Source organism: [Micrococcus luteus] ATCC 49442 (genome assembly GCF_010367585.1).
In the GTDB taxonomy this organism is placed as follows: Bacteria; Actinomycetota; Actinomycetes; order Actinomycetales; family Micrococcaceae; genus Arthrobacter; species Arthrobacter luteus_A.
The window spans coordinates 1,017,934-1,044,579 of the sequence record NZ_JAAAXP010000001.1; the positions used below are offsets into that span (position 1 = coordinate 1,017,934).

A 26,646-nucleotide genomic window follows, 5' to 3' on the forward strand; every position below is an offset into this window, starting at 1 on the left:
GGAGGCCACATTCCTTGTTTCCCCCCACTCCCTCGCCAGTTCCAATACGCGTATTCGGGTGACACTCCGTCTGCTTTCCGGGCCGGCTTCCTGCCGTGTTCTGACTCTGCAGCGCGCCCGGAAGCTGACTACTGGGCCAACGATCGGATGGGTCAAAAGAAAAGAGCAAAAAAATGAAGGCAGTGGTTTACAACGGACCGAAAGACGTCAGCGTCGAGGACGTACCGGACGCCAAAATTGAGCATCCCGCCGATGTACTCGTGCGGATCACCTCGGCGAATATTTGCGGCTCGGACCTGCACATGTACGAGGGGCGCACCAGTTTCGAAGCCGGCCGCTCCTTCGGGCACGAGAACCTTGGCGAAGTGGTCGAGACCGGCCCGGCGGTGAGCAAAGTCAAGGTGGGCGATCGTGTGGTGCTGCCGTTCAACATCGCCTGCGGATTCTGTAAAAATTGCGACCGTGGCTTCACCAACTACTGCCTGACCATGCAGCCTGAACCCAAGCTCGCCGGAGCGGCGTACGGGTTCGCGGATATGGGACCGTACCAGGGCGGACAGGCCGAGTATCTGCGGGTGCCGTACGGGGACTTCAACTGCCTGCGCCTGGGCGAGGACTCTGTGGAGAAGGAGCTCGACTATGTCATGGTCGCCGACATTTTCCCCACCGGCTGGCACGCCACCGAGCTGGCCGGGGTGTACCCGGGGGACTCCGTGGTCATCTATGGTGCAGGACCCGTCGGGCTCATGGCCGCCTACTCGGCCATCATCAAAGGCGCCGGCAAAGTCATGGTCGTGGACCGCCAAAGTGACCGTCTGAAACTGGCGGAACAGATCGGCGCCATCCCTGTGGATGATTCCGCGGTGGACCCTGTCGAGTTCGTCAAGGACCAGACCATGGGGTTCGGGGCAGACCGGGGCTGCGAATGCGTCGGCTACCAGGCCCATGATCCGGGCGGAAACGAACAGCCCAACCTGACCTTGAACCGGCTCGTGGACTCCGTCCGGTTCGTCGGTGGCCTGGGCGTGGTAGGCGTGTTCCTCCCCCAGGATCCCGGAGCCCCCGACAAACTCGCGCAGCAGGGGCAAGTGGCCTTCGACTACGGAAACTACTGGTTCAAGGGACAGACGATGGGATCGGGGCAGTGCCCGGTCAAAAAATACAATCGGGCCCTGCGCGACCTCATCGCCGGGGGAAAGGCCAGCCCCTCCTTCATCGTCAGCCACGAGCTGCCGCTGGATCAGGCCCCCGAGGGCTACAAGAACTTCGACAGTCGCAAAGACGGCTGGACCAAAGTCGTCCTCCACCCCGCCGGCGCCTGAGAGAGCCCGGACAGGAGATCTCGATGTCGGAGCGAGCGATTTCCCGGAGGTGGTACTGATGCGGTCAATGGTGTATCGCGGGCCCTACAAGGTGCGCGTGGAAGAAAAGGACATGCCACCGATCGAGCATCCTAATGATGCGATCGTGCGGGTGACATTGGCCGCTATTTGCGGCTCTGACCTGCATCTTTATCATGGCATGATGCCCGATACGCGGGTGGGCATGACATTCGGGCACGAATTCATCGGCGTGGTGGAGCAGGTCGGCCCGTCGGTGGAGCGGCTCAAGCCCGGGGACCGGGTGATGGTGCCGTTTAACATCTACTGCGGGTCCTGCTACTTCTGTGCCCGCGGCCTGTTTTCGAACTGCCACAACGTGAACCCGAATGCGACGGCGGTGGGCGGGATTTACGGCTACTCCCACACCTGCGGCGGTTACGACGGCGGCCAGTCCGAGTATGTGCGGGTACCTTTCGCGGACGTGGGGCCGGGCTTGATCCCGGACTGGATGGATGACGAGGACGCCGTCCTGCTCACTGATGCGCTGCCCACCGGGTACTTCGGCGCGCAACTGGGCGACATCGTCGAAGGCGACACGGTGGTGGTGTTCGGCGCCGGGCCGGTAGGCCTGTTCGCCGCCAAGTCGGCCTGGCTGATGGGTGCCGGGCGGGTGATCGTGGTCGACCACCTGGAGTATCGGCTCGAGAAGGCCCGCACCTTTGCCCACGCCGAAACGCACAACTTCGTGGAGTACGACGACATTGTGGTGCACCTGAAGAAGACCACCGACTACCTGGGCGCCGACGTCGTGATTGACGCCGTAGGGGCCGAAGCGGACGGCAACTTCCTCCAGCACGTCACCAGCAGCAAACTGAAACTGCAGGGCGGGTCCCCCATCGCCCTGAACTGGGCCATCGATTCCGTCCGCAAGGGCGGCACCGTGTCCGTGGTAGGGGCATACGGCCCGATCTTCAGCGCCGTGAAGTTTGGCGACGCCATGAACAAGGGCCTGACGCTTCGGATGAACCAGTGCCCGGTCAAACGGCAATGGCCCCGGCTGTTCGAACACATCCGGAACGGGTACCTGAAGCCCAGCGACATCGTCACCCACCGCATCCCGCTGGAGCACATTGCCGAGGGATACCACATCTTCTCCGCGAAACTCGATGACTGCATCAAACCCCTCGTCGTTCCAACCCCGGCCTGAAAGGAAGAGCATCGTGGCTGAGATACCTACGCCTTACACCGCCGCCAGGCCTGTCCCGAAGGAGTCCGTGGAGGACCTGCGGGCCCGAATCCCGGGATGGGGCGCGGACCTCGACCCCGCGGACAGGCCCTCATTCCCCCGCGAGCAGCCCGGGATCGAGACCGGTGCGCACTGGGACTTCCCCGAACGCCAGGAAGAGAAGTGGCCCCGGGAACGGTCCCTCGAGCACGCTTTCGTGACTCCCGTTTTTGGGACCTCCACTCCACCCAAGGGGGCATCGGGAGCCATCCGGAAGCATGCCTACAAGTACAGCGAGGGCCGGGCCGCTCACTGGCTGCTGCTCATCGCCGCGGACCGGGTGGACGCCTGGGAACACCACCTGCGCTCGTTCGGGACCCTGCGCCCGGACAACCCGATCACCGAGGCTGGAGTGCTCAGCGAGTTCTCCCGCCATGGCATGAACTCCCGAGTCGGAAAAAAGCGCGCCGACCTGAGCCACCAGTGGATCGATCCCATCATCGCCGGCGCCCCCTGGGCACTGGCGGGGCTGGGGGCTGTAGCCGCCCTCAGAGCCGTGCGCAAGCACCGCGAAACCTAACATCTGTTCCCTCCAACGAGCGGACCAAGGGTGTCACCAGCAACGCAAATGCTGGTGACACCTTCACGTCCCCCTTGGCCGAGGTTCGTGACCGGATTGATGGAGACCGCGATCAGGACTGTGCCGAAGAAATAGGGTGATCCAGGAAGTACATGCGGGCATACTTCAAGGCATAGACGGTGTTGACGAGCGCCCATGCAACAATCGTGCCGAGGACGCCGAGGATGACCAACGCCACCGAGGTCGGATCTCCGTTCTGATTGCGGGACTGGACCAGTGCCACCACAACGGCGGCGATGCTCGCGGTACAAGCGGTGATGATAGCATTGTCGGTCACACGGGAGACGGACTCATCACGGGCGACTCGTTCAGTCCCTGCCGGGTCCTGGCGCCAGCAGATCCGCCACACCCATGCCAGAGCGGTGATGCCGGCGGTGCACCACCCGACCAGGGGCCCAAGGGCAGGTTCCAGGGCCACCGCTGTGAGGATGCCGGCCACGGTCCCGACCGCGACGCAGACGAGAGGATCCGACCGTTCATTGATGCTCCTCGAAAGAACGTTGCGGGCCCGTCCTGCCCTCAGGGGTGCTGACGCCGGGAAAGTTCAATCCTCACGTCCGTCCAGTGTGCGCAGTGGTGAAGATGCACGCAAGGGTTCTGAACTGCTACGCCTCCCAGGACTTGAGGGGCGTAGCGCGGGTGGAGCTGTTGCGTACAACAAGTGTCGGTGCGATCGGGGTGCGGTCTACCTCCCGCCCCTCCATCGCCCCGATAAGCACTTCCACGCTCATGAGCGCCAAGGCGGTGAAGTCCTGGCGCACAGTGGTCAGGGGCGGCAGGAAATAGTCTGAGCCTTCGATGTCGTCGAAGCCGACGACACTCACATCCTCCGGGACGCGGACACCACTTTCAGCGAACGCGCGTATAAGCCCAAGGGCGGTGTGGTCGCTGGCCGCGAAGATGGCCTGGGGAACCCTGTCCTCGCGGACCAGCCGGAGCCCGGTTTCGTAGGCCCAGCGAGGGCTCCAGTCGCCCTCGAGGCACAGGCCTGGTGAAAGCCCGGCGTCGCGAAGCGCAGCCTCCCAGCCGCGCTTGCGGACCCGTCCGTCGAACCAGTCCATTGAGCCGGCGATGTGGGCGATGTCTGTGTGGCCCAGGTCAATGAGATGCTGGGTGGCCAGCCGTGCTCCGAGCTCCTGGTTTTCCGAGTATGTGAAGACGTTTGGGGTCGATGATGCACCTGCGGCGATCATCTCCACCGGCACACGGCATGAGGCATTCCAGACGGCCGCTGCCATATCCACCAAAGGTGCAATGACGATGATTCCCCCAACACCGATGTCATCGAGGGTGTCCAGGGCGGGCTGCACGGACTCTGCATAGGGTTGGTCCACACTGATGACGGTTGTGGCATACCCCTTCTTCCGCGCAACGTTCTCAAGGGCCATGAGTGTCCCGACCGGACCGAACCGCGGGGAGCCGTCCGAAAGTATCCCGATGGACGTCGAGCGGCTGGTCACCAGCGCAGTCGCTGCCCTGTTCCGGCGGTACCCTATGTCCTGAATGACCTGCAAAACCCGCTGACGGGTTGCGGCACTGACGTCCGGCGCATTGTTGAGTACCCGGGAGACAGTCCCAAACGAAACCCCGGCGATGTGGGCCACATCGTTGATAGTGGGTTTTCGGCGTAACGAAACCTCCGGAAGACGTCCGTTCGCCCCACCCGGGATTTCAGCGTCTGCCATGCTCTCTCCTGTCTCGCGCTGCCCGCACCGACGGCCGGCGGCGGACTTCGTGCGTCCTAATCCTACGTTGGCGGGTCCTGCCGACTGCCTTCGCGTATGACTGATGTGAGGTTTGACACCTATCGCCGTAAACGTTTACGATAATTCCGTAAACGTTCACGGTACTTACGTTAGCGTTTACGAACGCATTCATTCAACGAGGAAAGAGCGGAAATGCCTGGCACTGTTGCAGACGTACTTGCGCTCGATTCCCGTTTCCGGAGTCGAATAATCCACCCGGGGCAGTGGTCGAATCTGGCCCTGCTCCTCACGGAGGAAGCAGTCGATGATCTCGCCGTAGCTGTCCGAACCTTCGTCGCCGCCGGCTCCTCGGCCGTTGTCTGCGTCTTCGATGACAACTTCCTTTGGGCCAGCATGGTCATCACCGTTGACCATGCTGGCGGGGGCGCATCGGTGTCCACGGTGGACAGTCAGGCTGCCGAAGCTGGCGGTGACATGACCAAAGCGGCAGGCGCGGCAATGAACTGGGTTCATACCCACTATGGGCTGTGTTCCCTGGGCCTGTTCATCAACAAGGAGCATGCACATGCGCTCCTGCGGGCTTCAGATAAGGCCAGGGCCATCCGTTCGGCCTCAGCCGCCGGTGGCCTCGTCCTGTCCCCGATTCCCCCGTCGCTGGCCATAGCCCTGGCCTGATCCATCCCAACCAACCACCTACCTCAAAGCACTGGAGAACAATGATGATCCGCAGGCTTCCCCTTATGGCCTTGGCAGCTGTCCTGTCACTTTCGGTCGCCTCCTGCAGCAGTTCGACAACGGCCACCTCAAACGCTCCTGACGCCGGCGTCTCCGCAAAAGCTCAACAGGCCCTCGACAAGATCACGGGACAGGTCCTGAGTAAGGGTCCCAATGGAGAAACGCCCTCGCCGGCGTCCGTTGCAGATTTGACGCCCGAAGAGATCGAGAAGGTCAAAGGACTCAACGCCGAAGCAGCAATCGTGATGCACTACGGCGGCAACGACTGGGCCACGGCCCAAGTCAACGGACTTAAAAGCGAATTCGAAAAGCTCGGCATCAAGGTCATCGCCACAACCGATGCGAACTTTAAGCCGGACAAGCAGGTCTCGGACCTCGAGACTGTCATGACGCAGGATCCGGACATCATCGTGTCCATCCCCACGGACCCGGTTGCCACGGCCTCCGCATACAAGAAAGTTGCTGCTGCCGGCACGAAGCTCGTCTTCATGGACAACGTCCCTCAGGGGTTGACTGCCGGCCAGGACTACGTCTCCGTTGTCTCTGCTGACAACTACGGCAACGGCGTCGTCTCCGCCCACCAGATGGCCAAAGCGCTCGGTGGCAAGGGCAAGATCGGCCTTGTCTTCCACCAAGCCGACTTCTTTGTCACCAAGCAGCGCCACGAAGGATTCAAGGACACGATTACGAAGGAATACCCGGATATTCAGATCGTCGAGGAAAAAGGGATCGCTGGCCCGGACTTCGCTGGAGATGCCCAAGCTGCTGCTAACGCCATGCTGAGCAAGTATCCCGACCTGTCCGGCATCTGGGCGGTGTGGGACGTCCCGGCAGAAGGTGTCATGGCTGCAGCCCGTGCCGCCGGCCGACCGGATTTGAAAATCGCCACAGAGGACCTCGGCAAGAATGTTGCCATCGCCTTAGCCAAAGACGAACTCATCGTCGGCCTCGGTGCCCAGGTTCCGTTCGACCAGGGTGTGACCGAGGCACGGCTGGCCGCAGGGGCGCTCATCGGTAAGGAAGCGCCGGCATATGTGGCGCTGAGTGCCCTCCCGGTTGACCACACCAACGTCCTGGAAGCCTGGAAGCAGGTCTACCACGAAGACGCCCCGAAGGACATTCAGGAGTCCTACAAGCAGTAGCCAGACCCGACGGTGCGGGGGTTCCGCCCCCGCACCGCGCCGAAAGGGCAACAATGAACACCGCAGACAATGTCGTCGAGATGCGCGCGATTTCCAAGGGCTTCAACGGAGTTTCCGTGCTGAAGGATGTCAGCTTCGACGTCCGCCGGGGCGAGGTCCACGCTCTGGCAGGCGGTAACGGGGCCGGGAAGTCCACGCTTATGAAGATTCTCCAGGGCGTCTACCAGGCCGATGCAGGCGAGATCCTCATCGGAGGCAAACCGGCCGCCATCAACTCGATCCACGACGCGAAGGCCGCCGGGATCGGAATGGTCTTTCAGGAATTCAGCCTCGTACCGAGCCTGACCGTTGCGCAGAACATCTTCCTCGGTGTTGAACCGCTCGGCGCGGGCGGGCTCATCGATGACCGCGCCGCGGTGAGGCGGGCCACGGAAGTCTTCGCCGAGATGGAGGTCCACGTCGATCCCCGGGCTGAGGTCTCGCGTCTCGGCACCGCATACTGGCAGCTGACCGAGATCGCCAAGGCCCTCGCACAGAACGCCACAGTGCTGATCATGGACGAGCCGACTGCTAGTTTGGCCCGACATGAGTCCGAAGCCCTCTTCGAACTGATTGACCGCCTTAAGCAGCGCGGCATCTCAATCATTTACATCTCCCACCGCATGGACGAGGTGTACAGGCTCGCAGATCGCATCACCATCCTTCGCGACGGCCGCCACCTCCTTACCGAGCCGCTCACGAACGTCACTCCCGAGCAGATCGTAGAAGGGATCGTTGGCAAAAAGATCGAGGGCCAGCTTTCGTATCGTGCCCGTCAGGTGGCCCCTGACGTGGCACCCCTTCTGGAAGTCCGCGGGCTCAACGCCGGCCGCCGGGTCCGGGACGTTTCTTTCGCGCTCCGGCCCGGCGAGATCCTCGGCCTGGCAGGACTCATGGGCAGCGGACGCACCGAGCTTGCCCGCGCGCTCTTCGGCATTGACAAAGTGGACAGCGGTGAAGTCCTGCTTCGAGGCAAAAAGGTCACTCTCGCCTCTCCACAGCAGGCCATCAATGCCGGCGTCGCCCTCATCCCGGAGGACCGTAGGGCCCAAGGTCTCGTCCTGGAACACTCCGTCCAGGACAACCTGCTGCTGCCGCTGCTCGGGCAGATTCAGCGCGGGCCCCTCCTGAATGGCGCCAAAGGCAAAGAATTGTCCTCGTCACTCATCAAGAGGTTCGCAGTAAAAGTCGCCCATCCCCACCGGCCGGTGCGGCTGCTCTCGGGCGGTAACCAGCAGAAGGTGGTCATCGCCAAGTGGCTGGGCACCGATCCGGACATCCTGATTCTGGACGAGCCAACGGCCGGCGTTGACATCGGCACCAAAAGCGAAATTTTGGACATGATCCGTGAGTTGGCCAATGCCGGCAAAGCCGTCATTGTCATCTCCTCCGAGTACCCCGAATTACTCGCGGTCAGCGACCGCGTCCTCGTCCTCAGGGACGGCTCCATCATCCGCGACATCCCCCGCAGCGAGATCGCTGACGAGGAATATCTCCAACTTGCAGTCCAGGGAGTCTGAACAGTGAGCAAGGCAAACACCATCGCGCCCCGGGACACCGCGGCACCCCGTCATATCGGCACCATCCTAAAAGAACTTGACTGGCGACGCTACGTCATTTACATCGGCTTCGTCGTCGTCTTCCTATTCTTCGCAATTCTCCTGCGCGACCAGGGCTTCATGTCGCCGAACAACCTGCTGAACATCTTCCGGCAGACAGCCACCATTACCGTCATGGCAGTAGGGATGACATACGTGATCGCCTGCGCGGAGATCGACCTGAGCGTCGGATCCGTGGCTGGCCTCTCCAGTGTCTGCACCGCGATGGTCCTCTCCCAATGGGGCCTGATCCCCGGAATCCTTGCCGGCCTCGCCGTCGGGCTCGTGGTCGGATCAATCAACGGTGCCCTAGTCAGCCTCCTTGGCATCCCCTCCTTTCTGGTGACCCTCGGCATGCTGGGGATAGCTGTCGGCGTGGCCCAGTGGATCACCGCCTCCGCGCCGCAACCGATCCTGAACGATACGTTCAACATGCTGTTCGGATCCGGCAACTTCGGCCCCGTTCCTGGCCTTGTCGTCTGGAGCGCCATCTTCGTCGCCATCGGCGCAGTCGTACTGAACCGGACCCGGTTCGGCCGGCAGGTCCTGGCCACCGGCGGCAACCGCAACGCCGCAGACTTCACCGGCATCAACACCAAGCGCATCAAATTCCAGGTGCTCCTCATCTCGGGCATGGCCGCCAGCGTCGCCGGAATGCTGTACGCCGGCCGCCTCCAGTCAGGCCGGTTCCAGTGGGGAGCCGGCGACGAACTCTCCGCAATCGCCGCGGTCATCCTGGGTGGAACCAGCCTCTTCGGCGGATTCGGCTCAATCGTCGGCACTCTTTTCGGGGCCCTGCTGATCGGCCTAATCAACAACGGACTGATCCTGGCAGGTCTCGACAGCAGCCAGCAGCAAGTGGTCCGCGGCGCCATCATCATCCTCGCCGTCGCTCTCGCCCGGAAGAAGTAAAACCGTATGACCGCAAAATTGCGTGCCGGAATCATCGGCACAGGATTCATGGGCTCCGTCCACGCGCACGCCGTCCGCGCAGCAGGGGGCGAAGTCACTGTAGTCGCCGGAAGCAGCCAGGCATCCGGGGAGGCCGCAGCCGCCGGCCTCGGTGCCCGGACCGCGGCCGAATCTCCTGAGGCGCTGATTGGACGGGACGACGTGGACGTTGTCCACATCTGCACCCCCAACGCCACTCACGCAGACCTCGCCCGCAAGGCCATCGCCGCCGGGAAAGCCGTAGTCTGCGAGAAGCCCCTCGCCACCAGCGTTGAAGACGCCGTTGAGCTGACAGACCTTGCCGAAAGGGCGGGTGTCGTCACGGCCGTGCCCTTCGTCTACAGGTTCTATCCGGCCGTTCGCGAAGCGCGTGACCGCATCGCCCGCGGCGACGCCGGACGCCTCTGGCTCCTGCACGGCTCGTACCTGCAGGACTGGCTGGCCGGCGCAGAAGCGACGAACTGGCGGGTCGATTCGACGCTCGGAGGCGCGTCCAGGGCATTCGGTGACATCGGCGTGCACTGGTGCGACCTGATGGAGTTCACAACCGGACACCGCATCACGAGGCTCATTGCAAGGACGAGCCGGGCCTATGAGCAGCGCGAAACCCACGGCCAGCTGTCCTCGGTGGCCACCGAGGACGGGGCGACACTCCTGTTCGAGACCGACGAGGGAGCCACCGGCTCCCTGGTGGTCAGCCAGGTCAGCCCGGGCCGCAAGAACCGCCTGTGGTTCTCCTTCGATGGAACCGAAGCATCATTCAGCTTCAACCAGGAGCGACCAGACACCCTGCATATCGGACGCTCGGATTCCAGTACCGACATCCCCGTAGGGCCACAGACGCTTTCGACCCCGGGCGGCAGGCGCTATTCCATGCTCCCACCGGGCCATCCCCAGGGGTACCAGGACAGCTTCAACGCCTTTGTCGCAGACACCTATGCGGCAGTCCAGGGACAAGAACCCGAAGGGCTGCCTACCTTTCGGGACGGACTCCGGGCAGCCCGACTCACTGACGCACTCGTTACCTCCGCCGCCCAGCAGGTGTGGGTCGACGTCCCCGGACTCATAACCCCCTCTAATCTTTCCAACCTTCCTTCAGCAGTTGAAAGGCAGAAGCAATGAAACTTGGTTACTGTTCCATCACCTGGGGCGGCGTCGTCGGCCACCCCCAAGGCGTGACAAGCGTCAAAGACCTCTTCTACCTAACCCACGGATCCATGCGTGACGCCGTCCGCGACATCGCATCTGTCGGCTACGAAGGCGTTGAAATGTTCGACGGCAACCTTGCGGAATACGCGGAAAAGCCCGAGGAGCTCACAGAGATCCTGAACAGCTCCGGGGTCTCCCTGACAAGCGTTTATACCGGCGCCAACTTCATCTATGCCGACATCCTTCCCGACGAACTCCACCGGATCCATCGCGCTGCCGAATTGGCCGCGAACTTCGGAGCTGAACGACTCGTCGTCGGAGGTGGAGCACGGCGCGCGGCCGGAACCACCGACGAGGACTACCACCGCCTCGGCGACGCGCTTGACAGGGTCACGGACATCGCAGAAGGCTTCGGGCTGTCAGCAAGCTACCATCCGCACCTGAGCACCATCGTGGAAAGCCCCGACGAGCTGGACAGACTCATGCCGCTCACCCGGATCGGCTTCTGCCCGGACACCGCCCACCTTGCCGCCGGCGGAGCAGACCCGGCCGCAGTCATCCGGAAATACCCCGACAGAATCCGCCATGTCCATCTCAAGGACTTCCAGCAGGACCCGTCTACTTTCCTCCCGCTGGGCCAGGGCGAACTCGACTTCCCGGACATCATCGCCGCAATCCGGGAAAGCGGATACGACAGCTGGCTCATGGTCGAACTCGACGGCTACGACGGCGATCCCCGCGAAGCTGCCGAAATCAGCAAGAAGTACCTCGAGAAACTCCTCTAACCAAATTTGACCACCAGGGAGAGCCGGCCTCGGCGACTCCCGCCTTTTCCGAAAGGAACCCAATTCACATGCAGAACCTCAACGTCGGCCTCATCGGTGGCGGTTTCATGGGCAAAGCCCACTCCCTTGCCTACGCCGCCATGCCCATGTTCTTCTGGCCGGCACCGGCCCTCCCGGTCCGCAAAGTCATCGCAGAGGCCAACCCCGAACTGGCAGCCGAAGCGGCCCGCCGCTTCGGCTTTGAAAACTCCACCTCAGACTGGCGCAGCATCATCGAGGACCCAGACATCCACGTCGTGGACATCGCAACCCCGAATCACCTTCACGCCGAGATTGCCATCGCCGCCGCCGAAGCAGGCAAACACATCATCTGCGAAAAACCCCTCGCACGCACAGGCGAAGAGTCCAAGGCCATGTACGACGCGGTCAAAGACAAGAACATCGTCCACATGGTCGCCTTCAACTACCGGCGCACGCCCGCAGTTGCCCTCGCAAAGAAATACATCGAAGAAGGGGCAATCGGCCAAATCCTCAGCTTCCGCGGAACCTACCTCCAGGACTGGAGCGCCGACCCCAACTCCCCGCTGTCATGGCGCTTCCAGAAATCGATTGCAGGTTCCGGCGCCCTCGGCGACATCGCCACGCATGTCTTCGACATGGCCCGCTACCTCGTCGGAGAGTTCAGCGCCGTCAACGCCGTTCTCTCCACCTGGATTCCGGAACGGCCGCTGCAGACAGCCGGAGCTGACGCACTTGGGACGGTGCGGGGTGGAGAGGGCCCGCGGGGCAAGGTTGATGTTGACGATGAAGTTATGACGATGATCCGCTTCGCAAACGGAGCCGTGGGATCCGTTGAGGCGACACGCAACGCGCACGGAAGGAACAACCACATCACTTTCGAAATCCACGGAACCGAAGGCAGCATCGTCTTCAACTACGAACGCCGCGATGAGCTGCAGGTCTGCTTCGCTTCCGACCAGGCCGACCGCCGCGGTTTCCGCACCGTGTACACCGGCCCGGCCCACCCCTACGGCGAAGGGCTCTGGCCCATTCCAGCTCTGGGCATTGGCTACGGGGAAACGAAGATCATCGAAGCGTACGACTTCTTCAAGGCCATCGCTGAAGGCGGCACCGTAAGCCCCAACTTCGCAGACGGCTACCAGGTCGCCCTCATCGACGACGCGATCGTCGAATCCGCCGCAAAAGACGCATGGGTCGAAGTTCCACAGATCACCGATTGATCTTCTTCGGGAGGGACGGCGAAAAGCCGTCCCTCCCAAAATCCCCGGACCATCCGCCAAGGAAGACACAAAGATGCCCAATCCCCTCCCAACCCGCCAGGAGGCGGCAGAAGTCTGGCTAATGCCAGTCTTCATCGCCAAGGCAGGGCACGAAGCTGACCTCCAAGAAGCCCTCCACACCCTGCAGACACGAAGCCGAAAAGACCCAGGATGCCTGGAATACACCGTCTTCTCCGACGGGCAGCGACCCGGCACCTTCATCCTCTTCGAAGGCTGGGCCCGTAACGAGGACCTCGAAACCCACAACCAAGAAGGCCATGTAAAGGAGTTCGTGAAGGAAGTGGACCAGCTATTGGCCGTGCCGTTCGCCATCACCCTGCTTACGCCTCTCACCTGAACCTAAAGGCCCGGAGGGGCCGGACAGATTCGGGTACACCCAAACCTAACGTCAGGCAGCCGCTCAAGCATCGTCAGAATAGGGCCGCCGTGACGGTTTCCCCTACTCCTGTCAGTTTGCGAACTCGTCTGCACGGAATGTCACACTCGTCTGCACTTGCTCTAGGACGTCGCCGAGGATCACGGTCATCCTGTCGAAGGTGGTTTGGCGGCGCCGGGTCACCAGGGTTCACAAGCAGGTGGTCATTGATCTCTCGCACGGTAGTGCTGCTCCCACGCACGCGTGTCGGCGCCACGCGGAGTGTGGTGCGGGATTCAGTTGGCGGGCGTCTTGGTCGACCCCGGCGTGATCGAAATCGGCATGCAGAGCCTTAGCTGGCCCCCGGATCCGTCGTTGATGCAGTCGAGCGACACATCCTCGTCATCGGTGTGGAGAATGACGTTCGACATCCCGCGCCTACCTTGATTGAAGGTGAGTTCAACGGTGCCATCAGGAGAAGTACAGCGGTAGGCGGTATTCCAGACGCTGTTGTCTTCGCACCGTTTGAGCTTTTGAGTCGCGCCGTCCTCATCGACGTACTCCCAGTCCTTGTCTCGATACTCGCCGACCTGGATGGCGGAGTGCGGGACTGCGCGAGCGTCATCACGTGTGAATGGACGCTCACAGGCCGCTAGGGTGAGCGCAACCCCCATCAAGACAGCTGCTGTGGCGCAGCGATGAAATCCCACCCGCACATCCCTCTCTTTCTTGCCCAGCCGGGGCAACCCCAATGCTAGCGGCGTTTCTTTTCACGGCCGGCATGTTGGCGTGTGTGCCTGCCCGCCGTCGGCGGCAGCTCACCGGTGCGGGTGTGCCCGCGCATATTGGTGTCAGCGTCTGCCAAGGCAGTCCAGTATCTGCCGCTCTCGCCGTGGACAAAGGCCTAGCCCGCCTCGAGGTTCCGCGCCAGGACGAACTGCCGCGGAGCCAACGGGTCGCGCATGCTGAACCTGCTTCTCGCTACATGGGTCGTCGTTGCAGTGGACGTTACCCGTGAGCGTCATGTGGTCTCAGAGGCATTTCTCAGAAACGAAAGAATTTCAAGAACAGGTTGATTTAAAAATCCTGCTGTTCGAAGCGACCTGTTGCAAACGGGCATCCATCTGCGGAAAACCGCTGTGGAGGTTGCCGCTAAATGGCGGCGTTCTGTAATTGCTATATGCCGCATGACTCCCCCGGATTGTCTTGTCTCGCTTGGGAAATGAGACGTTTCATTCAGCGACCAACACTCGCGTCGGCAAGACCCTGGTTCCTGTGAGATCACGCGGACCTTTTCGCGCCCGGCGATTCTCATAACAGTGAAGAAACTTGTTGGCTACGCGGGATTTTCCAGGCGGCAGCAGTCCACCGACCGACAGCGTGACTTGCTGGCCGCCAGCGTCCGCCACGATACCCTCTACATCGACCACGGCGTCTCCGGAGCACGCGCGTCAGGACCACAGTTCGACCGGGCTCTCGATGCGCAGATAGAGGGCGACACCCTCGTCATCACAACCTCGGACCGGTTTGGGCGATCCACCCAAACATGCTCGCCTTTGCAGATGGGCTCCGAAGGGGGATGCCGGCCTGCGAGTCCTGAATCTCGGCGGAGGCGATGTCGAGACCGCGACGCCGATGGGGTGAATGTTGGTCACGGTCATGGCCGCCCTCGCGCAGATGGAACACGGCATCAAGCGCGAACGTGTCACGGAATCCATCAGCAAGAGAAGAGAAGCCGGGAAGGACCTTGGCGGGCGGCCCCGCCGGGTTACCGCAAGTCAGATTCGAAGCACTGTTCGACTGGTCAAAGGTGGCGAGCCCGCAGCGCAGGTTTGCCCGAGAGATACCGGAATGTCCGAGCAACCTTCTATAGGCGGTCACGAGAACTTACGGACCAGCAGAGCGACATTTGGCGCCGCAAGAAGACCGCCATTTACCGCTGTAATTCACACCGGCAGTTCCGCGACGTTCCTCGTCCCAATCAATGTTTCTCACATGCGTGTTCTCAACAAAACGCTTTTTCGCCTTTGATGAGCGCGGAGAGGTCGGCATTGGCATTGCTTATGCGGTCAGCCGCCCTGGATCAGAACGCGGTCCGCAGCACACCGCGTCGCATGCCGCGGTGTGGGTTGCCGCGCGAGTTTCCCTGGCAGAAAGATTGCGGTCTGGAAGCTCCATAGCGGACTCAATCAGCCGGCAGTTTGTGCCGAAGGGCCAAGCCAGCCCATCAAAGCCGCTGACTGCGTAACGGCCCGACAGGGTTGGTGAACTGCTGGTGAGCAGCACCTGAGTGTCACGAATCCGAGCCGTCGGCTTGACCGATTTTTCGCTGTCCTCCTGTCCAGCATGCCCTCCTTTACGGCTGGTGGCCAGCCAGGCTATCTAGCGGGACGACCGACCTTTGGTACCGACATCTTCTAGGTGCGGGTGAGGGCGAGGATGCCGGCGGCGGTATGGGTAGCCGCACCGTGCTGGACGAGGTGCGGTTTGCCGGGTATTTCCAGGAAGCGCCCGTGCGGGGCGGTGGCGGCCAGTTTTTCGCACCAGGGCCGCGGCGCTACCGGATCTCGTGAACCGCGGATGACCAGAACGGGTTGGCTCACTATCCCCAGGCGCGCTTCGAGGTCGTAGGACATCATGACGGGCAGTTCGGTGAGGTACCAGCGCAGCCCGGAGCGGGCGTAGTCGGTGAAAACTATCGCGTTGCCCACTGGGCTTTCCATCAGCGAATCAAGGCCTAAGGCCAGGGATTGCTGACGGATTGTGCGGCGCGCCGAATCGACAACCGGGCCCAGGAGCACGACGTGGGAGACCAGGTCCGGGTGCTGAATAGCGAGCTCGGTCGCGAACTGGGTTCCCATTGAATGCCCGATCACCACGACGCGGGTGGCACCCATCTTTTGGAGTGTTGCAGCGATGATATCGGCGTAATCAGGGACGCTGAGCTGCCAGCCGGGTCTGGGCGTTGCGCCGAAACCGGGCAGGTCGATGGAGTAAGTGTCCCCGTGCTGGGCGAGGAGGATCTGGAGCCTGCGGTAGTAGCGGTGGGACATCCCGATGCCGTGAAGCAACACAAAGACCGGACCTGAAGCATCCGCAGGTCCAGCCAGAAAGTGCACGTGCGAGGTCAGGCCCGCCGTCGTGACGATCCTCGGTGTCAGCGGCTGGCGCATCCAGGACAGCACCCCTCCGACTGATTCCGGTTCTGCTTTATCTATTTTGTCGCTTGCGGCTTTCACCGGCTTTCCTTTCATTCTGGCCAACTGTTTCGTCCTGAAGTTACCCCAGCGCGGCGAGGGCGGCTGGCGCGCATTCGATGGTGACCGGCGTCTTCGGGTCGACGGACTTCACTTCGCCGTCGATTTGATACGGGATGGGTTTGAGGGTGGTGAACCGGTAGCTGCTGACGCTCGGTTGGTCGCCAAGGCCCTGGGTGGTTGCCCTCAGCGCGGTCAGCAGCACCCGCCACTTTGGCCGGTGCGGGAAGGTGATGACTTCGAATTGGCCGTCGGCGAGCTTGTCGTCGGCTTCGCTGAGGGTGGCAGAGCAGTTCCTTCAGGGCGCCTTTGCTGCCTTTTTCAAGGTCGATGGCCATGACGGGTGTCAGGCCGAACCCGATGTAGGAGTGCGCGTACTCAGCAGCGGCGTCCTCCCCGTTGCCTGTCCGGATCCGCAGGAGGTCGATGTGGCGTACGTTGCCGCCCGCGATGGCTTCCTCAAGCGGCGCTGTGCCGGTGGTCCGCCGGTGGTCGTTGGCATTCCCGGCGGCCATCACCGCGCATACCGCGTTTGGATTACCGGCCTGCATGACGCCGTTGATGACCTCGTTGTAGCCCCCGTCCCCGCTGACCGAGACAACCAGCACGTCCCGGCTGCCACGGGCAGTCTCCCGGGCCAGATCGACGGCGTGGCCTGCGTGATCTGTGGGTTGCAGCGAGATGTCAGCGGCGTAGGGAAGAAGCGCTGCGAGCCGGGACCGCAGGTCCTCGGCGAGTTTGGGGGCGTCCCCGGTGCTGTTGGGGTTGAAGATGATGACTATTGAGTCAAAAGTCCGTGCAGTGGTCATTGTGCGCTCCGTGATTTTCATGCGCCGTGGCTGTGGGTGATATGTGCCCGTCCGGTTAGGTATCCAGGACAGATCAGGGGATAGTGCTGCCGTCCGTCCGGCCTCTTCCCGCTGTGAGCGGGATACCGGGGGCCGGTAACTGAGGGGGCGGCCTGGCTCAACCCAGGGTGCTTAACTGTTGCCGGTATGGACGATGCTTTCGGGGTCCTGTTGATGGGCCGGGGCGTCTGCGAGGCCTTCAGGGGTGAGGTCAAGGTCCTCGATAAAGGTAGGGCTTTTCTGCCCCGCGGCGTGTGTGGCGTCGGGGGTCGTGTGGCTGTTGGTCATCATTTTTTTGGGGAGTACCTTTTGTTTTGCCGTGTGAGGCGTTGGGCTGGTGCTGGGTCAGCGGGGCACTTCTACTTGGAACCGCACCGGCAGCGTAGGACCTGGGTGGCGAGATAGACCGCCAGAGAGTCTTCGGCGTCGGACGAGGCGGGAAATGTCCGCACGGTGGTCTGGGCCCGGGGTTCGGGCACAGACATCGGTTCTCCGCAGTGAACGTAGCGTCCACACCGATGAAGCAGGTTCTCCTGCTAGCTAAGCGCAAGGCTGCGACGTGGTCGGCTGTGGTGTCCAGGACCCGGGAGACACAGCACTGCGAACAGCGGACGGCGACTGCGAGAGACCCTGTCCGCAAGCCCACAACTGCCGGGGATTCCACCATCAGATACTGGTCGGTGTCGCAGGTTGCGCACCAGGGGCGTTTCCCGCGGGGCTGGTACACATCCCGGGGAACGCAACTGCTCGATGTTGTGGTCAATCTGGTCAGACCACGGCCTGGTAGCTGGTCAGGATGTAGTCCGCGGCTGCCGGGCCCTTCATCCGCAGGCCCTTGCGCCTGGAACCGACTCGCTCTCTCATCGCCGCCCGGAAGATGCGCTCCGGCTGCGGCGTGGTCTGGGATACGTAACACCAACTGGTGTACAGGCCATAAAAGGCATCCCCGTCAAGAGTCGCGTCGGACTCCGGGTCGCTGTAGGTGGCTTCGTCGAGGAACTGGTCGAACTCTGAATGTGCCATGGTGGCTCTTCTCAACAGGGTGCGGGTGGTCGCCATTCGGCTACAGCGGCCTCAAGCTCCATGCCCTGCACGGGACACGGAGCGAACTGCCGGATCATCGGGGGGTCTCCGGCAGATAGTTACGCGGGGTGGGACAGGATGATCCTGGCGCGGCACCCCCCCAAGGGGGCCGCGCCAGGATCGGTCAGTTCCCGCCGTGAGGGCGGGAAGGGCGTTTGTTAGGCGTTGTTGTGGTGGACGCGGTTGCCGGCCTTGGCCAGGCCGCGGGCCACCATCAGACCCACTGTGAGGAAGGTAATGTATTGCATCGCGTCGTTGGCGTTGAAGACGTCGACGCCGTTCTCACTGGCGTCATCCCCGACCACTGCGGCCGTGATGATCGTGGCGAGGACCGCGGCGACATAGACGGCGAACTCGAGGGTCCGGGTCGATACCTTGATGTCGTTGGCGTTGCGAACGGTGCTGGACTGGTCGTTCTGGGTGCGTGCAGTAGTCAATGGTTCTCCTCATAAAAGGTGTGAGCGGCCGTGGCGGCCATGCAAACTCTGATCCCTTTACTAAAACCATGTCGACAAATTCTCTACACCGTAGACTTTACGCGTAGACTGCTTAAGAAGCAAGCTTACGTATCTTCCAATGGGTTGGTCCGACGCAACGATGAAGGATGGAAACTCCAATGGCCTCCCCCGAAAAATCCGGCCACGCACCAGGTGCCCGGAAGCCGCGCCTGAGCAGGGACCTGGTGCTCTCCACTGCACTGGCACTGGTGGACGCGGAGGGCCTGGACGCCCTCACCATGCGCCGACTGGGTCAGGAACTCGACCGGGATCCCATGAGCCTGTACCGCTACGCAGCCAACCGGGCAGCCCTGCTGGACGGGGTCTCCGAAATGGTGTTCAGCGAACTGGCCATCCTTCCCGAGGACCCGGACTGGCAGGCGCAACTGCGCAAAATAGCCCACGATCTCCGACTCCTGGCCCTGCGCCACCCCAACGTGGTACCACTGCTGGTCACCCGGCCGCTCTCCACCCCATTGGGCTTGCGCCCCCTGGGCACACTGCGCCCGCTCGAACAGATCCTTGCACTGCTGATCGAGGCCGGCTTCACCCCGGCAGCGGCCCTGCATGTCTACCGCGCTTACTACGGCTTCCTCTACGGACACATCCTGAACGAACTCCAGGAATACATCGTGGACCCGGAAGAAAACGAAGCCATCCTGCGCCTCGGCCTACACCGCCTGCCAGCCAAAGACTTCCCCCATCTCCGGGCACTGGGACCGATCCTGGCCGACTACGACGGCGACGGCGAACTCGACCAGGGACTCAGCATCCTCCTCTCCGGCCTCGCAACCCAGCTCACCCCGCAGCACCAGCCATCCCCCTAAGACAGCACCGCCAGGCCAAGACCTTCAACCGGCGAACGCCACAGGCAGGCCGGCGAAGGTGCCCGGGCTGAAGCCGTCAGACTCTCCGTCAGACGGCGTTCACGTGGGGACACGGGCAGCGCCTCATGAATGGACGCCAGGAAGAATTCCTAGCCGCTGACATGGCGCTGCGCGCGCGAGAGACGCAGCAGCTGGGGATGCCGGACCCCGCCGTCCACGAAAGCTCATTGGCGCCATTGGCCGCCAGCACCCTGGGTAACTGAATCTTTCGTCGTCCCACCCACCTTTTTAGGAAGGCTACTTACTAAATAATAGTAATCATGCTTACTATTGCATCCGGTGCTGGTTCATCAGCAGCAGCTGACCCTAGAAGGAAAGAGAGCAATGATGACCGAGAATCAATGGAATACCGTCGGAGGATCCTCCGGGCAGCACACGGATGCCGTCCCCGGAACAACGCCTGTCACCACTGCGGATGCTGAGGTTGGCCCAGCCTCCAAGACCGACGCCGCCAAGGAAGAAGCTTCGAATATTGCCGGCCACGCCGCCGCTGCAGCACAGGGCGTATCGGAAACCGCGAAGGAAGAAGTCGCCAACGTTGCTGCGGAAGCGAAGTCCAGCGCCCAGGACCTGCTGGCCCAGGCGAAATCGGGGCTTTCCAGCCAGGCCGGCACACAGCAGCAGAAGGCTGCCGAGGGTATCCGCACCATCTCCAGCCAGCTGCAGACCATGGCGGACGCACCCGGGCAGCAGGGCATCGCCAGCGACCTGATCCGGCAGGCCGCCGACCGTACATCCTCCGCGGCTTCCTGGCTCGAAAACAGGGACACTGGCGCGATCCTGACCGAAGTCCAAACCTTTGCCCGTAGCCGTCCCGGCACCTTCCTGCTGCTCGCAGCGGGCGCAGGCATCCTTGTGGGCCGCCTCGGCCGCGGACTCCAGGCCGGAGCCCCGGAAAGCGCCGCTGCCATCCCGCGCCGGCCGGTGCCGGCCCCTGCCCTTGGAACAACCGCCACCTCCGGGATCGGCGGGACTTTCAACGATGGGCCGGTCGCGCCGCCTACCGCCTACGGTGAAACCGTCTACGGAGAACCGGCACGTCCGGCATTCTCAGGCACCGAATCAGGCGGCGTCCCGCTGAAAAACGTGGATGATCCGTACGACGACATTCAGGACGGCGGTCGGCACCTGTGAGTAGCCAAATACCGGAGGCTGCTCCGAGTGAAGCCCATGTGAAGGCGGACAACACATCGCTGGGTGATCTGCTCGGTGAGGTCACCCGCGACCTGTCCACGCTGATGCGGCAGGAAGTCGAGCTGGCCAAGGCCGAACTCAAAGAGTCAGGGTCCAAGGCCGGCAAGGGCGGCGGCATGCTCGCCGGCGCCGGCGTGGCCGGGCACTTCGTCCTGCTGTTCCTCTCCATCGCCCTCTGGTACGCCCTGGGCGAGCTGATGGGACTGGGCTGGTCCGCGGTCGTCGTCGCCCTCATCTGGGGCATCATCGCCGCCATCCTGGCCTCCATGGGCAAGAAGGAACTCAAAACGGTCAAGGGCATGCCCCAAACCACCGAAACACTCTCAGAAATCCCCCCAACCCTAAAACCAGGTGAGGTAACCCGATGAGCGATAACCCGGATGCAATACGCCAAGACATAGAAGCCACCCGCGCACGTCTGGGCACCAACGTGGACGCGGTCGCCGACAAAGTCACCCCCTCCAACATCGTCCACCGCCAGACCGACAAGGTAAAAGACACCGTCAAGGACGCAGTGACAGGGGTAAAGGAGAAAATCATGGGAACCGCAGATTCAGTGGCGTCCACGGTCCAGGACACAGTCTCCTCCGGCACTAGCCACACCGGGGATGCCCTGCACAGCACCGGGGAGTCCCTGCACGGGGCCAAGGACAACGTCGCCGCCAGACTCAGTGACGCCGGATCCGCGATTCCCGGTGCACCGGCACAGGTCAAAGCCAAAGCCCAGGGCAACCCGCTGGCCGCCGGCCTGATCGCCTTCGGCGCCGGGATGCTCGTCTCGTCCCTGATCCCGGCGAGCCAGAAGGAACGACAGGCAGCCCAGCAGCTCAAAACCGCCGCCGAGCCCCTGACCACACAGGTGACCGACGCGGCCAAGGACATGGTCCAGGACCTCAAAGAACCAGCCCAGGAAGCAATGGCTAACGTCAGGGCCACCGCGGCCGACGGCGTCGAACACGTCAAGGCCGAAGGCCAAGGCGCCGCAACCGGCGTCAGAGACCGCGCCAGCGACGCCAAGGACAACGTCCAGAACACGTGAGCCGCCAGGAAAAGGCTCCGGAGCCGCCCCACAACCCAGCGGGGCGGCACCCGGACCAGCACCCACCCACCGGCGGCCCGTGGCACATAGCTTCCCCGCAGCAGGCAGCCTCCTTGCCCAGCCCTGTCCCGGACCAATGGGCGACCCACCGCCTCGTCACTATCGCCGCCCGGCTGAACGAGCGCCGGTTGAACCGCCAGTTGTCCCAGCTTGGGCTGACCCTAAGCGCTCTCGACGCACTGGAGACCGCGGCGGAACGTGAGCCCACCACGGTCACCGATCTTGCCGCCCTTCTCTGCGTGAGCAGCCAAAGCCTGGGCAAACTGCTGCCCCGTCTTCAAAGCCTGGGGTTCCTGACCAGAGAACGGGGCAGGGACGGCCGCAGCGCGGACATCCGCCTCACCCAACGGGGGCGCGAGGTCCTCGCAGCGGCTGAGGACCTCCTCCGGGCAGGGGCGAAAGCCGAAGCGGAAGACGAAGCACTGTTCCGGCAGCAGCTGGAACAACATATCCGCACCCTCAGGGACGCTGAGCCGGACGCAGCACCACAGCAGGTCCCCCCGGATCAGCGGTCAGCGGCAGCCTCTGCTGCCCGCTACCCGCACAATCCACCACAGGCACGACACAACGAACCAGGAGCAAAGCCATGGCCACCACGAACCGGACAACCGGAGCCAAAACCAACCTTCAGAAAGCAGCCCAGGCAGTAGGTGCCGTCTTCCTGCTGGTAGGAGTCCTCGGCTTCATCCCGGGCATCACCACCAACTACGACGCACTCTCATTCGCCGGGCACGGCTCCGAAGCGCTCCTCCTGGGCATCTTCCAGGTCTCCATACTCCACAACATCGTCCACCTGCTCTTCGGCGTCGCGGGCATCCTCATGGCCCGCACCAACGACCAGGCCAGGAACTACCTGCTCTACGGCGGCGTCGTGTACCTCGTCCTCTGGCTCTACGGCCTCCTCGTCGGCCACGACACTCCCGCCAACTTCGTCCCGGTCAACAATGCTGACAACTGGCTCCACCTCGTCCTTGGACTGGGCATGATCGCCCTGGCCATCGCACTCTCACGCGGCACCTCACGCGGCGCCGCCACCCGCCGCTGAGCCCGTCACCCGATCAGCAATTCCCACCAGCCTGCGTTCGCATGCAGCTGAGATTCCGAGGAAAAACAATGCACATCCCAGGACAGCGGGGACCGATCAGTGCCGCCGTGACCGAGATCCTGACCGGTCAGCCGGCGGAAAGCGGGGAAGCCCTTAACGCCCTCCAGGCGCTTGTCCCGGCGCAGCTGACCAAGACCGAAGATATCATCGAGGACGATGACCTCCAGCTGGCACTCTTCTGCCTCTACGAACTGCACTACGGCGGCCTCGACGGCGTGGAGGACAGCTGGGAATGGAACCCAGGCTTGATCGCCGTCCGCCAGCTTCTGGAGCAGCCGTTCGAACAGGAACTGCGGGCCGCCGCCACAGCGGCAGTTCCCGAGGTTCCTCCGGTACCAGCCGCGGGGCCGGTCAGTGATGGTGTGGCCGCCGTCCTCTTCGCCCTGGCAGCCGCCGATACCGGGCCCAGCCTCTCGCGCTACATCGCCAAGGAGGCCACCCCCGGCCAGCTCCGGGAGTTCCTGATCCAGAAATCCATCTATCAGCTCAAGGAAGCGGACCCCCACACGTGGGCCATTCCCCGTTTGACGGGCAGGGCCAAGGCTGCCCTGGTCGAAATCCAGGCCGACGAATACGGCGGGGGGCGCGCGGACCGGATGCACAGCGCCCTGTTCGCCTCGACTATGCGCGCCATGGGTCTGGATGACCAGTACGGCAGCTACGTGGATGCTGTCCCAGCAATCGCCCTGGCTTCGGTAAACATGATGTCCCTCTTCGGCTTGAACCGCCGGCTCCGCGGTGCCATCGCCGGGCATCTTGCAATCTACGAGATGACCTCATCCCGACCCAACCAGCTCTATGGCAACGGATTCCGCCGCCACCACTTCGATACAGCGGCGACCGCCTACTTCGACGAGCACGTCGAGGCGGACGCCGTCCACGAACAGATTGCCGGTCGGGATCTCGCCGGAGGCCTGGTAGAAGCTGAACCAGGGATGCTTCCCGACATTCTGTTCGGCGCGACGGCGGCGATCGCCCTGGACACAAGGCTTACACAGCGGATCCTGGACGCGTGGGAAAATGAGCGGTCATCGCTGCGCAGCAGCCTCCCGGCAGCCGCATGATAACAACTACGCAACCCGGCCGCCGACCTACCCAGTTGGACCTGTCGACGAACAAAAACGAGGACCTATGAGCCAGGAACGTGCCGAAGGGTCCATTGTTGTCTGCCCGGACGGGCCGCTGCTGGTCCGGGGAGACTTCGAGATCGTCACGCCCTCCGGGGAACCCGTGCCCAGGGAACGCAGAACCGTGGCACTGTGCCGGTGCGGCGCTTCCGCGATCAAGCCCTACTGCGACGGCACGCACAAGATGATCAAATTCCGGACCGAACCGCCTACCGTGGCAGGGCAAGAACCCTAGAGCTGGTTCCACAACGCCAACAGCCTCGCGCAGCCAGGCAGCCGGGTCGCTGCCTGCCCTTAGACCCGGCAAAGCCTCAAGGCAGGCAGTTGGACGACCAATCAGCGCTTCGTCTCGTGCGACAGGAGAAGACCGATTTCTTGCGCACAGCCACACCAAGAGAGGCTTAACCCTTTCCCGGATCCTGAGCGCCCCAAGGCCATGATGGCAAAAAATGGCAGGGACGGGGCACTGAGGCGTCAGCTGCCGGTTTCGTAGTGGGGTACGGCGACGGGCTTGGATTCGGCGGAGCGGACCTCCCGCAGGTACACGGACGCGCCCACGATCACCGCCGCTGCGAGGAACTCGCTCTGCCAGTTCTGGAAGGACTCGAACCAGAACTGCGACGTTCCGATGTACTCCAGCACCGTGACCGGCTCCTGGCCATGGGCCAGCTGCTCCTCGCTGTAGTCGGCGGCCCCACCCAGGGCGTGGCCGATTATGGACCCCAGAAACAGGAGGAGGAACAGGCCCGAGAGCGAGTGCTCGTACACCTTCGGCACCCAGCCGCCCCGGCGGACCGGCCACGGCGTGCTTGGGCCTTTCTTCGCTGTCCGAGGATCCTCGTCCTGCGGCGCGGCCTTGCCGACGGGTTTGGACTCTGAGGAACCCTTCTGGAACAGGTAGGCCGTCAGCACCACGTACATCCCCATTTGCAGGAACTCCGATTCCCAATTCTCAAACGTGGCCTCAGCGAAAGCGCCTGTTCCGAGATACTGGAGGACCGTCACCGCTTCCTGTCCATGAGCGAGCTGGTCCTCACTAATAGGAGGCAGCGCCGGAAAGAATCATCCCGCCGAAAAAGACGAGGAAAAGCACCACATTCGCCATCAGAAGTCCGTGGTCCCTGACCCATCATTCGCGCAACGGCTTCCCTCTCTGAGGTATGGCGGGACCACCCATCCCGCACCGGGACAAGACTGCCGCCGGCTCCCCCATCTAACCAACCCCCACGGTCACCTCACCGAACCGCCGGAGACTTCCTCGTCTTGTCCTGTTTCCCCTTACCGGCAGAGGGCCGCTGGGCAAACCGGCTATTTGTTGCCTTCGCTGCCATGTACGTCCGTCGCCGATGCGGGGACTTCCTGTTCGAGTGAAGAGCCCGCCACAGCAGCCTCGCTCGGCCTCACGGAACCGTGCTGGATCCCCGGCGGGTGCTTTCTTCAACGCATAGCTCGTACCAGAATTCGGCTCCAAGATCCGGTGTCGGAGTATCAAGATTTCGATAGAGGCCGTCCAACAGGGCGGCGAGTTCTCCCTCGGAAAGACCGGGAGTGACTTCTTCGGGCCCTCGGGGGTCGTGGATGATCCGGGAAAGCTGTGCGTGGTTCATCGCCGAGGGGCCAGATCGGGCGCATCAGCAAAGGTGTGCATCATCGTGTTCCTTCTCGGTTACGGGGGCTCGCAACGGCGGCAAGTACCGACCACTTCCTAGCTACCCTAAGCCGGGCGCGGCCGAAGTGCACCGCTCTGCCGGGAACACGTTCAACAAATGTCAAAATTGGGTGAGAGTTACCGTACGCTCCCTCCACAGGCCTTATCGGCAGGGTGAGGTAAGCACTCGGGTGTCAATGGCGGATTTTCCGTTCGGCTTTCTACTCCTCGGTCATGGGGCCTTTCTGTGCTTGGGTGCCGGCCGTCGTAGCGTTCGTACTTCGGGCTGAAGCCCAGTTTCTTCCAGTCGCAGATCACCGGTTTGGCGTGGTGTTGGCCCTGGTAGTTGGTGCTGATGAGGTAGGCGGTGGCGTCCTCATCGGTCGCCGGTTCGCCGTCGGCGCGGTTGGCCACGTTCACGTACAGGTTTTTCTCGTCGGCGTAGTGTCCGGCGTCTTCTTCAATGGCCTTGCCCTGGGCGGTCAGTTCCTCGATCAGGGCCGCGAGCCGGGCCTTGGAATCCCGGTCGTCCCGGAGCCACTGGGCAATGTGGTCAAAGTAGCGCGGTTCGTCCCGGATGACTGACTCGAGTTCCTCCATCGCGTCCTGGTCCCCTTCGAACTCGGTCATGACGAGAGCCATGTCCAGGGTGTAGCCGCTCTCCAGTGCCTTGGTCCCGGTGGTGGAGGCTTTAGCATTGAGCGCCCGGCAATTGAATTAGGACGACTGCACTCAGGGCACAAGGTCCTCCACAAGCGTGGCCATCTTGTCGAGGCACTGTTCAAGGCCACTCTGCGACAAGTCCCGTGCCTCCTGGGTACAGTACCCGCGCTCGGTCATGTGTAGCATCGTGCCGTCAGCACGACCTCGTGGTCACCGTCGGCGGGAACGCCGTCGGCGGGTATGCCCGCCTCTGTCGGGGTGATGCGGTTGCCATCGGCGTCAGCGAAGTT

The 26,646-nt window shown here is 62.8% G+C and carries 29 protein-coding genes and 2 pseudogenes; 20 read left to right on the forward strand and 11 right to left on the reverse strand.

Annotated elements, in window-relative coordinates; all coding sequences use genetic code 11:
* Positions 1–173: 173 nt before the first annotated feature.
* The 3 genes from GUV69_RS04700 to GUV69_RS04710 are packed head-to-tail and all read left to right on the forward strand — an operon-like array spanning position 174 to position 3,127.
* The gene (locus tag GUV69_RS04700) at positions 174–1,322 is read left to right on the forward strand and encodes a glutathione-independent formaldehyde dehydrogenase (protein ID WP_164200206.1); all 1,149 of its coding nucleotides are present in this window, start codon (positions 174–176) and stop codon (positions 1,320–1,322) included.
* Between the two features lie 58 nt (positions 1,323–1,380).
* Positions 1,381–2,529, forward strand: a complete 1,149-nt coding sequence (locus GUV69_RS04705; protein WP_164200208.1) for a zinc-dependent alcohol dehydrogenase — start codon at positions 1,381–1,383, stop codon at positions 2,527–2,529.
* 13 nt (positions 2,530–2,542) lie between these two features.
* Complete coding sequence (locus GUV69_RS04710; protein ID WP_164200210.1) at positions 2,543–3,127, forward strand: hypothetical protein; 585 nt, start codon at positions 2,543–2,545, stop codon at positions 3,125–3,127.
* Positions 3,128–3,239: 112 nt separating this feature from the next.
* Here GUV69_RS04710 and GUV69_RS04715 read toward each other — a convergent pair whose 3' ends face one another.
* Both GUV69_RS04715 and GUV69_RS04720 read right to left on the reverse strand, forming a co-directional pair.
* A complete protein-coding gene (locus tag GUV69_RS04715; protein ID WP_208786579.1) occupies positions 3,240–3,626 on the reverse strand; it encodes a DUF1345 domain-containing protein in 387 nt (128 codons plus the stop codon).
* Between the two features lie 166 nt (positions 3,627–3,792).
* Positions 3,793–4,872 carry a LacI family DNA-binding transcriptional regulator gene (locus tag GUV69_RS04720; RefSeq protein ID WP_164200212.1) on the reverse strand — a complete coding sequence of 360 codons (1,080 nt, stop codon included), beginning with the start codon at positions 4,870–4,872 and terminating at the stop codon, positions 3,793–3,795.
* Between the two features lie 213 nt (positions 4,873–5,085).
* On the opposite strand from GUV69_RS04720, the gene GUV69_RS04725 reads away from it, so the two are divergent.
* From GUV69_RS04725 to GUV69_RS04760, 8 genes are all read left to right on the forward strand, one after another.
* A complete protein-coding gene (locus GUV69_RS04725; protein ID WP_164200214.1) occupies positions 5,086–5,568 on the forward strand; it encodes a hypothetical protein in 483 nt (160 codons plus the stop codon).
* Positions 5,569–5,633: 65 nt separating this feature from the next.
* The gene (locus GUV69_RS04730; RefSeq protein WP_244292610.1) at positions 5,634–6,770 is read left to right on the forward strand and encodes a substrate-binding domain-containing protein; all 1,137 of its coding nucleotides are present in this window, start codon (positions 5,634–5,636) and stop codon (positions 6,768–6,770) included.
* Between the two features lie 53 nt (positions 6,771–6,823).
* Positions 6,824–8,329, forward strand: a complete 1,506-nt coding sequence (locus tag GUV69_RS04735; RefSeq protein WP_164200219.1) for a sugar ABC transporter ATP-binding protein — start codon at positions 6,824–6,826, stop codon at positions 8,327–8,329.
* Positions 8,330–8,332: 3 nt separating this feature from the next.
* On the forward strand, positions 8,333–9,319 hold the full coding sequence (locus GUV69_RS04740; RefSeq protein ID WP_164200221.1) for an ABC transporter permease: 987 nt from the start codon (positions 8,333–8,335) through the stop codon (positions 9,317–9,319).
* 6 nt (positions 9,320–9,325) lie between these two features.
* Entirely contained in the window at positions 9,326–10,480 is a 1,155-nt protein-coding gene (locus GUV69_RS04745; protein ID WP_164200223.1) for a Gfo/Idh/MocA family protein, read from the forward strand.
* On the forward strand, positions 10,477–11,292 hold the full coding sequence (locus GUV69_RS04750) for a sugar phosphate isomerase/epimerase family protein (protein ID WP_164200225.1): 816 nt from the start codon (positions 10,477–10,479) through the stop codon (positions 11,290–11,292). The genes GUV69_RS04745 and GUV69_RS04750 overlap by 4 nt, the downstream gene beginning before the upstream one ends.
* Before the next feature lie 68 nt (positions 11,293–11,360).
* A complete protein-coding gene (locus GUV69_RS04755; RefSeq protein WP_164200227.1) occupies positions 11,361–12,533 on the forward strand; it encodes a levoglucosan dehydrogenase in 1,173 nt (390 codons plus the stop codon).
* A 73-nt stretch (positions 12,534–12,606) separates the two neighbouring features.
* Positions 12,607–12,930, forward strand: a complete 324-nt coding sequence (locus GUV69_RS04760) for a putative quinol monooxygenase (protein ID WP_164200229.1) — start codon at positions 12,607–12,609, stop codon at positions 12,928–12,930.
* A gap of 314 nt (positions 12,931–13,244) precedes the next feature.
* Here GUV69_RS04760 and GUV69_RS04765 read toward each other — a convergent pair whose 3' ends face one another.
* Complete coding sequence (locus GUV69_RS04765; RefSeq protein ID WP_164200231.1) at positions 13,245–13,658, reverse strand: hypothetical protein; 414 nt, start codon at positions 13,656–13,658, stop codon at positions 13,245–13,247.
* 609 nt (positions 13,659–14,267) lie between these two features.
* Between GUV69_RS04765 and GUV69_RS04770 the strand changes: the two are divergent.
* A pseudogene (locus tag GUV69_RS04770) lies at positions 14,268–14,840 on the forward strand (recombinase family protein); the annotation flags it as partial.
* Positions 14,841–15,365: 525 nt separating this feature from the next.
* Here GUV69_RS04770 and GUV69_RS04775 read toward each other — a convergent pair.
* The 6 genes and pseudogenes from GUV69_RS04775 to GUV69_RS04795 all read right to left on the reverse strand — a co-directional run bounded on the left by GUV69_RS04775 (position 15,366) and on the right by GUV69_RS04795 (position 18,573).
* The gene (locus tag GUV69_RS04775) at positions 15,366–16,187 is read right to left on the reverse strand and encodes an alpha/beta fold hydrolase (RefSeq protein WP_244292611.1); all 822 of its coding nucleotides are present in this window, start codon (positions 16,185–16,187) and stop codon (positions 15,366–15,368) included.
* Between the two features lie 40 nt (positions 16,188–16,227).
* Positions 16,228–16,410 (reverse strand): hypothetical protein, encoded by a 183-nt coding sequence (locus GUV69_RS23110; RefSeq protein ID WP_244292918.1) that lies wholly within the window; start codon positions 16,408–16,410, stop codon positions 16,228–16,230.
* A gap of 268 nt (positions 16,411–16,678) precedes the next feature.
* Positions 16,679–17,035, reverse strand: a pseudogene (locus tag GUV69_RS23115) (acylglycerol kinase family protein); the annotation flags it as partial.
* Positions 17,036–17,185: 150 nt separating this feature from the next.
* Positions 17,186–17,344, reverse strand: a complete 159-nt coding sequence (locus tag GUV69_RS04785; protein ID WP_164200233.1) for a hypothetical protein — start codon at positions 17,342–17,344, stop codon at positions 17,186–17,188.
* 477 nt (positions 17,345–17,821) lie between these two features.
* A complete protein-coding gene (locus GUV69_RS04790) occupies positions 17,822–18,076 on the reverse strand; it encodes a hypothetical protein (RefSeq protein ID WP_164200235.1) in 255 nt (84 codons plus the stop codon).
* A 218-nt stretch (positions 18,077–18,294) separates the two neighbouring features.
* Positions 18,295–18,573 carry a hypothetical protein gene (locus GUV69_RS04795; protein WP_164200237.1) on the reverse strand — a complete coding sequence of 93 codons (279 nt, stop codon included), beginning with the start codon at positions 18,571–18,573 and terminating at the stop codon, positions 18,295–18,297.
* Positions 18,574–18,752: 179 nt separating this feature from the next.
* On the opposite strand from GUV69_RS04795, the gene GUV69_RS04800 reads away from it, so the two are divergent.
* From GUV69_RS04800 to GUV69_RS04835, 8 genes are all read left to right on the forward strand, one after another.
* Positions 18,753–19,460, forward strand: coding sequence for a TetR/AcrR family transcriptional regulator C-terminal domain-containing protein (locus GUV69_RS04800; RefSeq protein WP_164200239.1), 708 nt, complete (start codon positions 18,753–18,755; stop codon positions 19,458–19,460).
* A 384-nt stretch (positions 19,461–19,844) separates the two neighbouring features.
* Positions 19,845–20,654, forward strand: a complete 810-nt coding sequence (locus tag GUV69_RS23120; protein ID WP_244292612.1) for a hypothetical protein — start codon at positions 19,845–19,847, stop codon at positions 20,652–20,654.
* Positions 20,651–21,082: a phage holin family protein gene (locus GUV69_RS04810; protein WP_164200240.1), complete on the forward strand. Its 432-nt coding sequence runs from the start codon at positions 20,651–20,653 to the stop codon at positions 21,080–21,082. The genes GUV69_RS23120 and GUV69_RS04810 overlap by 4 nt, the downstream gene beginning before the upstream one ends.
* Positions 21,079–21,753 carry a DUF3618 domain-containing protein gene (locus tag GUV69_RS04815; RefSeq protein ID WP_164200242.1) on the forward strand — a complete coding sequence of 225 codons (675 nt, stop codon included), beginning with the start codon at positions 21,079–21,081 and terminating at the stop codon, positions 21,751–21,753. The genes GUV69_RS04810 and GUV69_RS04815 overlap by 4 nt, the downstream gene beginning before the upstream one ends.
* Positions 21,750–22,463, forward strand: coding sequence for a MarR family winged helix-turn-helix transcriptional regulator (locus tag GUV69_RS23575; protein ID WP_164200244.1), 714 nt, complete (start codon positions 21,750–21,752; stop codon positions 22,461–22,463). The genes GUV69_RS04815 and GUV69_RS23575 overlap by 4 nt, the downstream gene beginning before the upstream one ends.
* Positions 22,400–22,858, forward strand: a complete 459-nt coding sequence (locus GUV69_RS04825; protein WP_164200246.1) for a DUF4383 domain-containing protein — start codon at positions 22,400–22,402, stop codon at positions 22,856–22,858. The genes GUV69_RS23575 and GUV69_RS04825 overlap by 64 nt, the downstream gene beginning before the upstream one ends.
* A gap of 68 nt (positions 22,859–22,926) precedes the next feature.
* On the forward strand, positions 22,927–23,982 hold the full coding sequence (locus tag GUV69_RS04830) for an iron-containing redox enzyme family protein (protein WP_164200248.1): 1,056 nt from the start codon (positions 22,927–22,929) through the stop codon (positions 23,980–23,982).
* 67 nt (positions 23,983–24,049) lie between these two features.
* Positions 24,050–24,280, forward strand: a complete 231-nt coding sequence (locus GUV69_RS04835; RefSeq protein ID WP_164200250.1) for a CDGSH iron-sulfur domain-containing protein — start codon at positions 24,050–24,052, stop codon at positions 24,278–24,280.
* A gap of 239 nt (positions 24,281–24,519) precedes the next feature.
* Here GUV69_RS04835 and GUV69_RS04840 read toward each other — a convergent pair whose 3' ends face one another.
* The gene (locus GUV69_RS04840; protein WP_348272243.1) at positions 24,520–25,050 is read right to left on the reverse strand and encodes a DUF6766 family protein; all 531 of its coding nucleotides are present in this window, start codon (positions 25,048–25,050) and stop codon (positions 24,520–24,522) included.
* A 781-nt stretch (positions 25,051–25,831) separates the two neighbouring features.
* Positions 25,832–26,335, reverse strand: coding sequence for a hypothetical protein (locus GUV69_RS04845; protein ID WP_244292614.1), 504 nt, complete (start codon positions 26,333–26,335; stop codon positions 25,832–25,834).
* Positions 26,336–26,646: the final 311 nt, after the last annotated feature.

What these genes read in the sequence shown, in the direction of transcription:
- GUV69_RS04830 (WP_164200248.1), top strand. Translation starts at nt 22,927, where the DNA reads ATGCACATCCCAGGACAGCGGGGACCGATCAGTGCCGCCGTGACCGAG.
- GUV69_RS04815 (WP_164200242.1), top strand. Translation starts at nt 21,079, where the DNA reads ATGAGCGATAACCCGGATGCAATACGCCAAGACATAGAAGCCACCCGC.
- GUV69_RS04785 (WP_164200233.1), bottom strand. Translation starts at nt 17,344, where the DNA reads ATGATGACCAACAGCCACACGACCCCCGACGCCACACACGCCGCGGGG.
- GUV69_RS04730 (WP_244292610.1), top strand. Translation starts at nt 5,634, where the DNA reads ATGGCCTTGGCAGCTGTCCTGTCACTTTCGGTCGCCTCCTGCAGCAGT.
- GUV69_RS04835 (WP_164200250.1), top strand. Translation starts at nt 24,050, where the DNA reads ATGAGCCAGGAACGTGCCGAAGGGTCCATTGTTGTCTGCCCGGACGGG.
- GUV69_RS04825 (WP_164200246.1), top strand. Translation starts at nt 22,400, where the DNA reads ATGGCCACCACGAACCGGACAACCGGAGCCAAAACCAACCTTCAGAAA.
- GUV69_RS04745 (WP_164200223.1), top strand. Translation starts at nt 9,326, where the DNA reads ATGACCGCAAAATTGCGTGCCGGAATCATCGGCACAGGATTCATGGGC.
- GUV69_RS04760 (WP_164200229.1), top strand. Translation starts at nt 12,607, where the DNA reads ATGCCCAATCCCCTCCCAACCCGCCAGGAGGCGGCAGAAGTCTGGCTA.
- GUV69_RS04720 (WP_164200212.1), bottom strand. Translation starts at nt 4,872, where the DNA reads ATGGCAGACGCTGAAATCCCGGGTGGGGCGAACGGACGTCTTCCGGAG.
- GUV69_RS23120 (WP_244292612.1), top strand. Translation starts at nt 19,845, where the DNA reads ATGATGACCGAGAATCAATGGAATACCGTCGGAGGATCCTCCGGGCAG.
- GUV69_RS04790 (WP_164200235.1), bottom strand. Translation starts at nt 18,076, where the DNA reads ATGGCACATTCAGAGTTCGACCAGTTCCTCGACGAAGCCACCTACAGC.
- GUV69_RS04800 (WP_164200239.1), top strand. Translation starts at nt 18,753, where the DNA reads ATGGCCTCCCCCGAAAAATCCGGCCACGCACCAGGTGCCCGGAAGCCG.
- GUV69_RS04750 (WP_164200225.1), top strand. Translation starts at nt 10,477, where the DNA reads ATGAAACTTGGTTACTGTTCCATCACCTGGGGCGGCGTCGTCGGCCAC.
- GUV69_RS04700 (WP_164200206.1), top strand. Translation starts at nt 174, where the DNA reads ATGAAGGCAGTGGTTTACAACGGACCGAAAGACGTCAGCGTCGAGGAC.
- GUV69_RS04725 (WP_164200214.1), top strand. Translation starts at nt 5,086, where the DNA reads ATGCCTGGCACTGTTGCAGACGTACTTGCGCTCGATTCCCGTTTCCGG.
- GUV69_RS04705 (WP_164200208.1), top strand. Translation starts at nt 1,381, where the DNA reads ATGCGGTCAATGGTGTATCGCGGGCCCTACAAGGTGCGCGTGGAAGAA.
- GUV69_RS04735 (WP_164200219.1), top strand. Translation starts at nt 6,824, where the DNA reads ATGAACACCGCAGACAATGTCGTCGAGATGCGCGCGATTTCCAAGGGC.
- GUV69_RS04755 (WP_164200227.1), top strand. Translation starts at nt 11,361, where the DNA reads ATGCAGAACCTCAACGTCGGCCTCATCGGTGGCGGTTTCATGGGCAAA.
- GUV69_RS04845 (WP_244292614.1), bottom strand. Translation starts at nt 26,335, where the DNA reads ATGGCTCTCGTCATGACCGAGTTCGAAGGGGACCAGGACGCGATGGAG.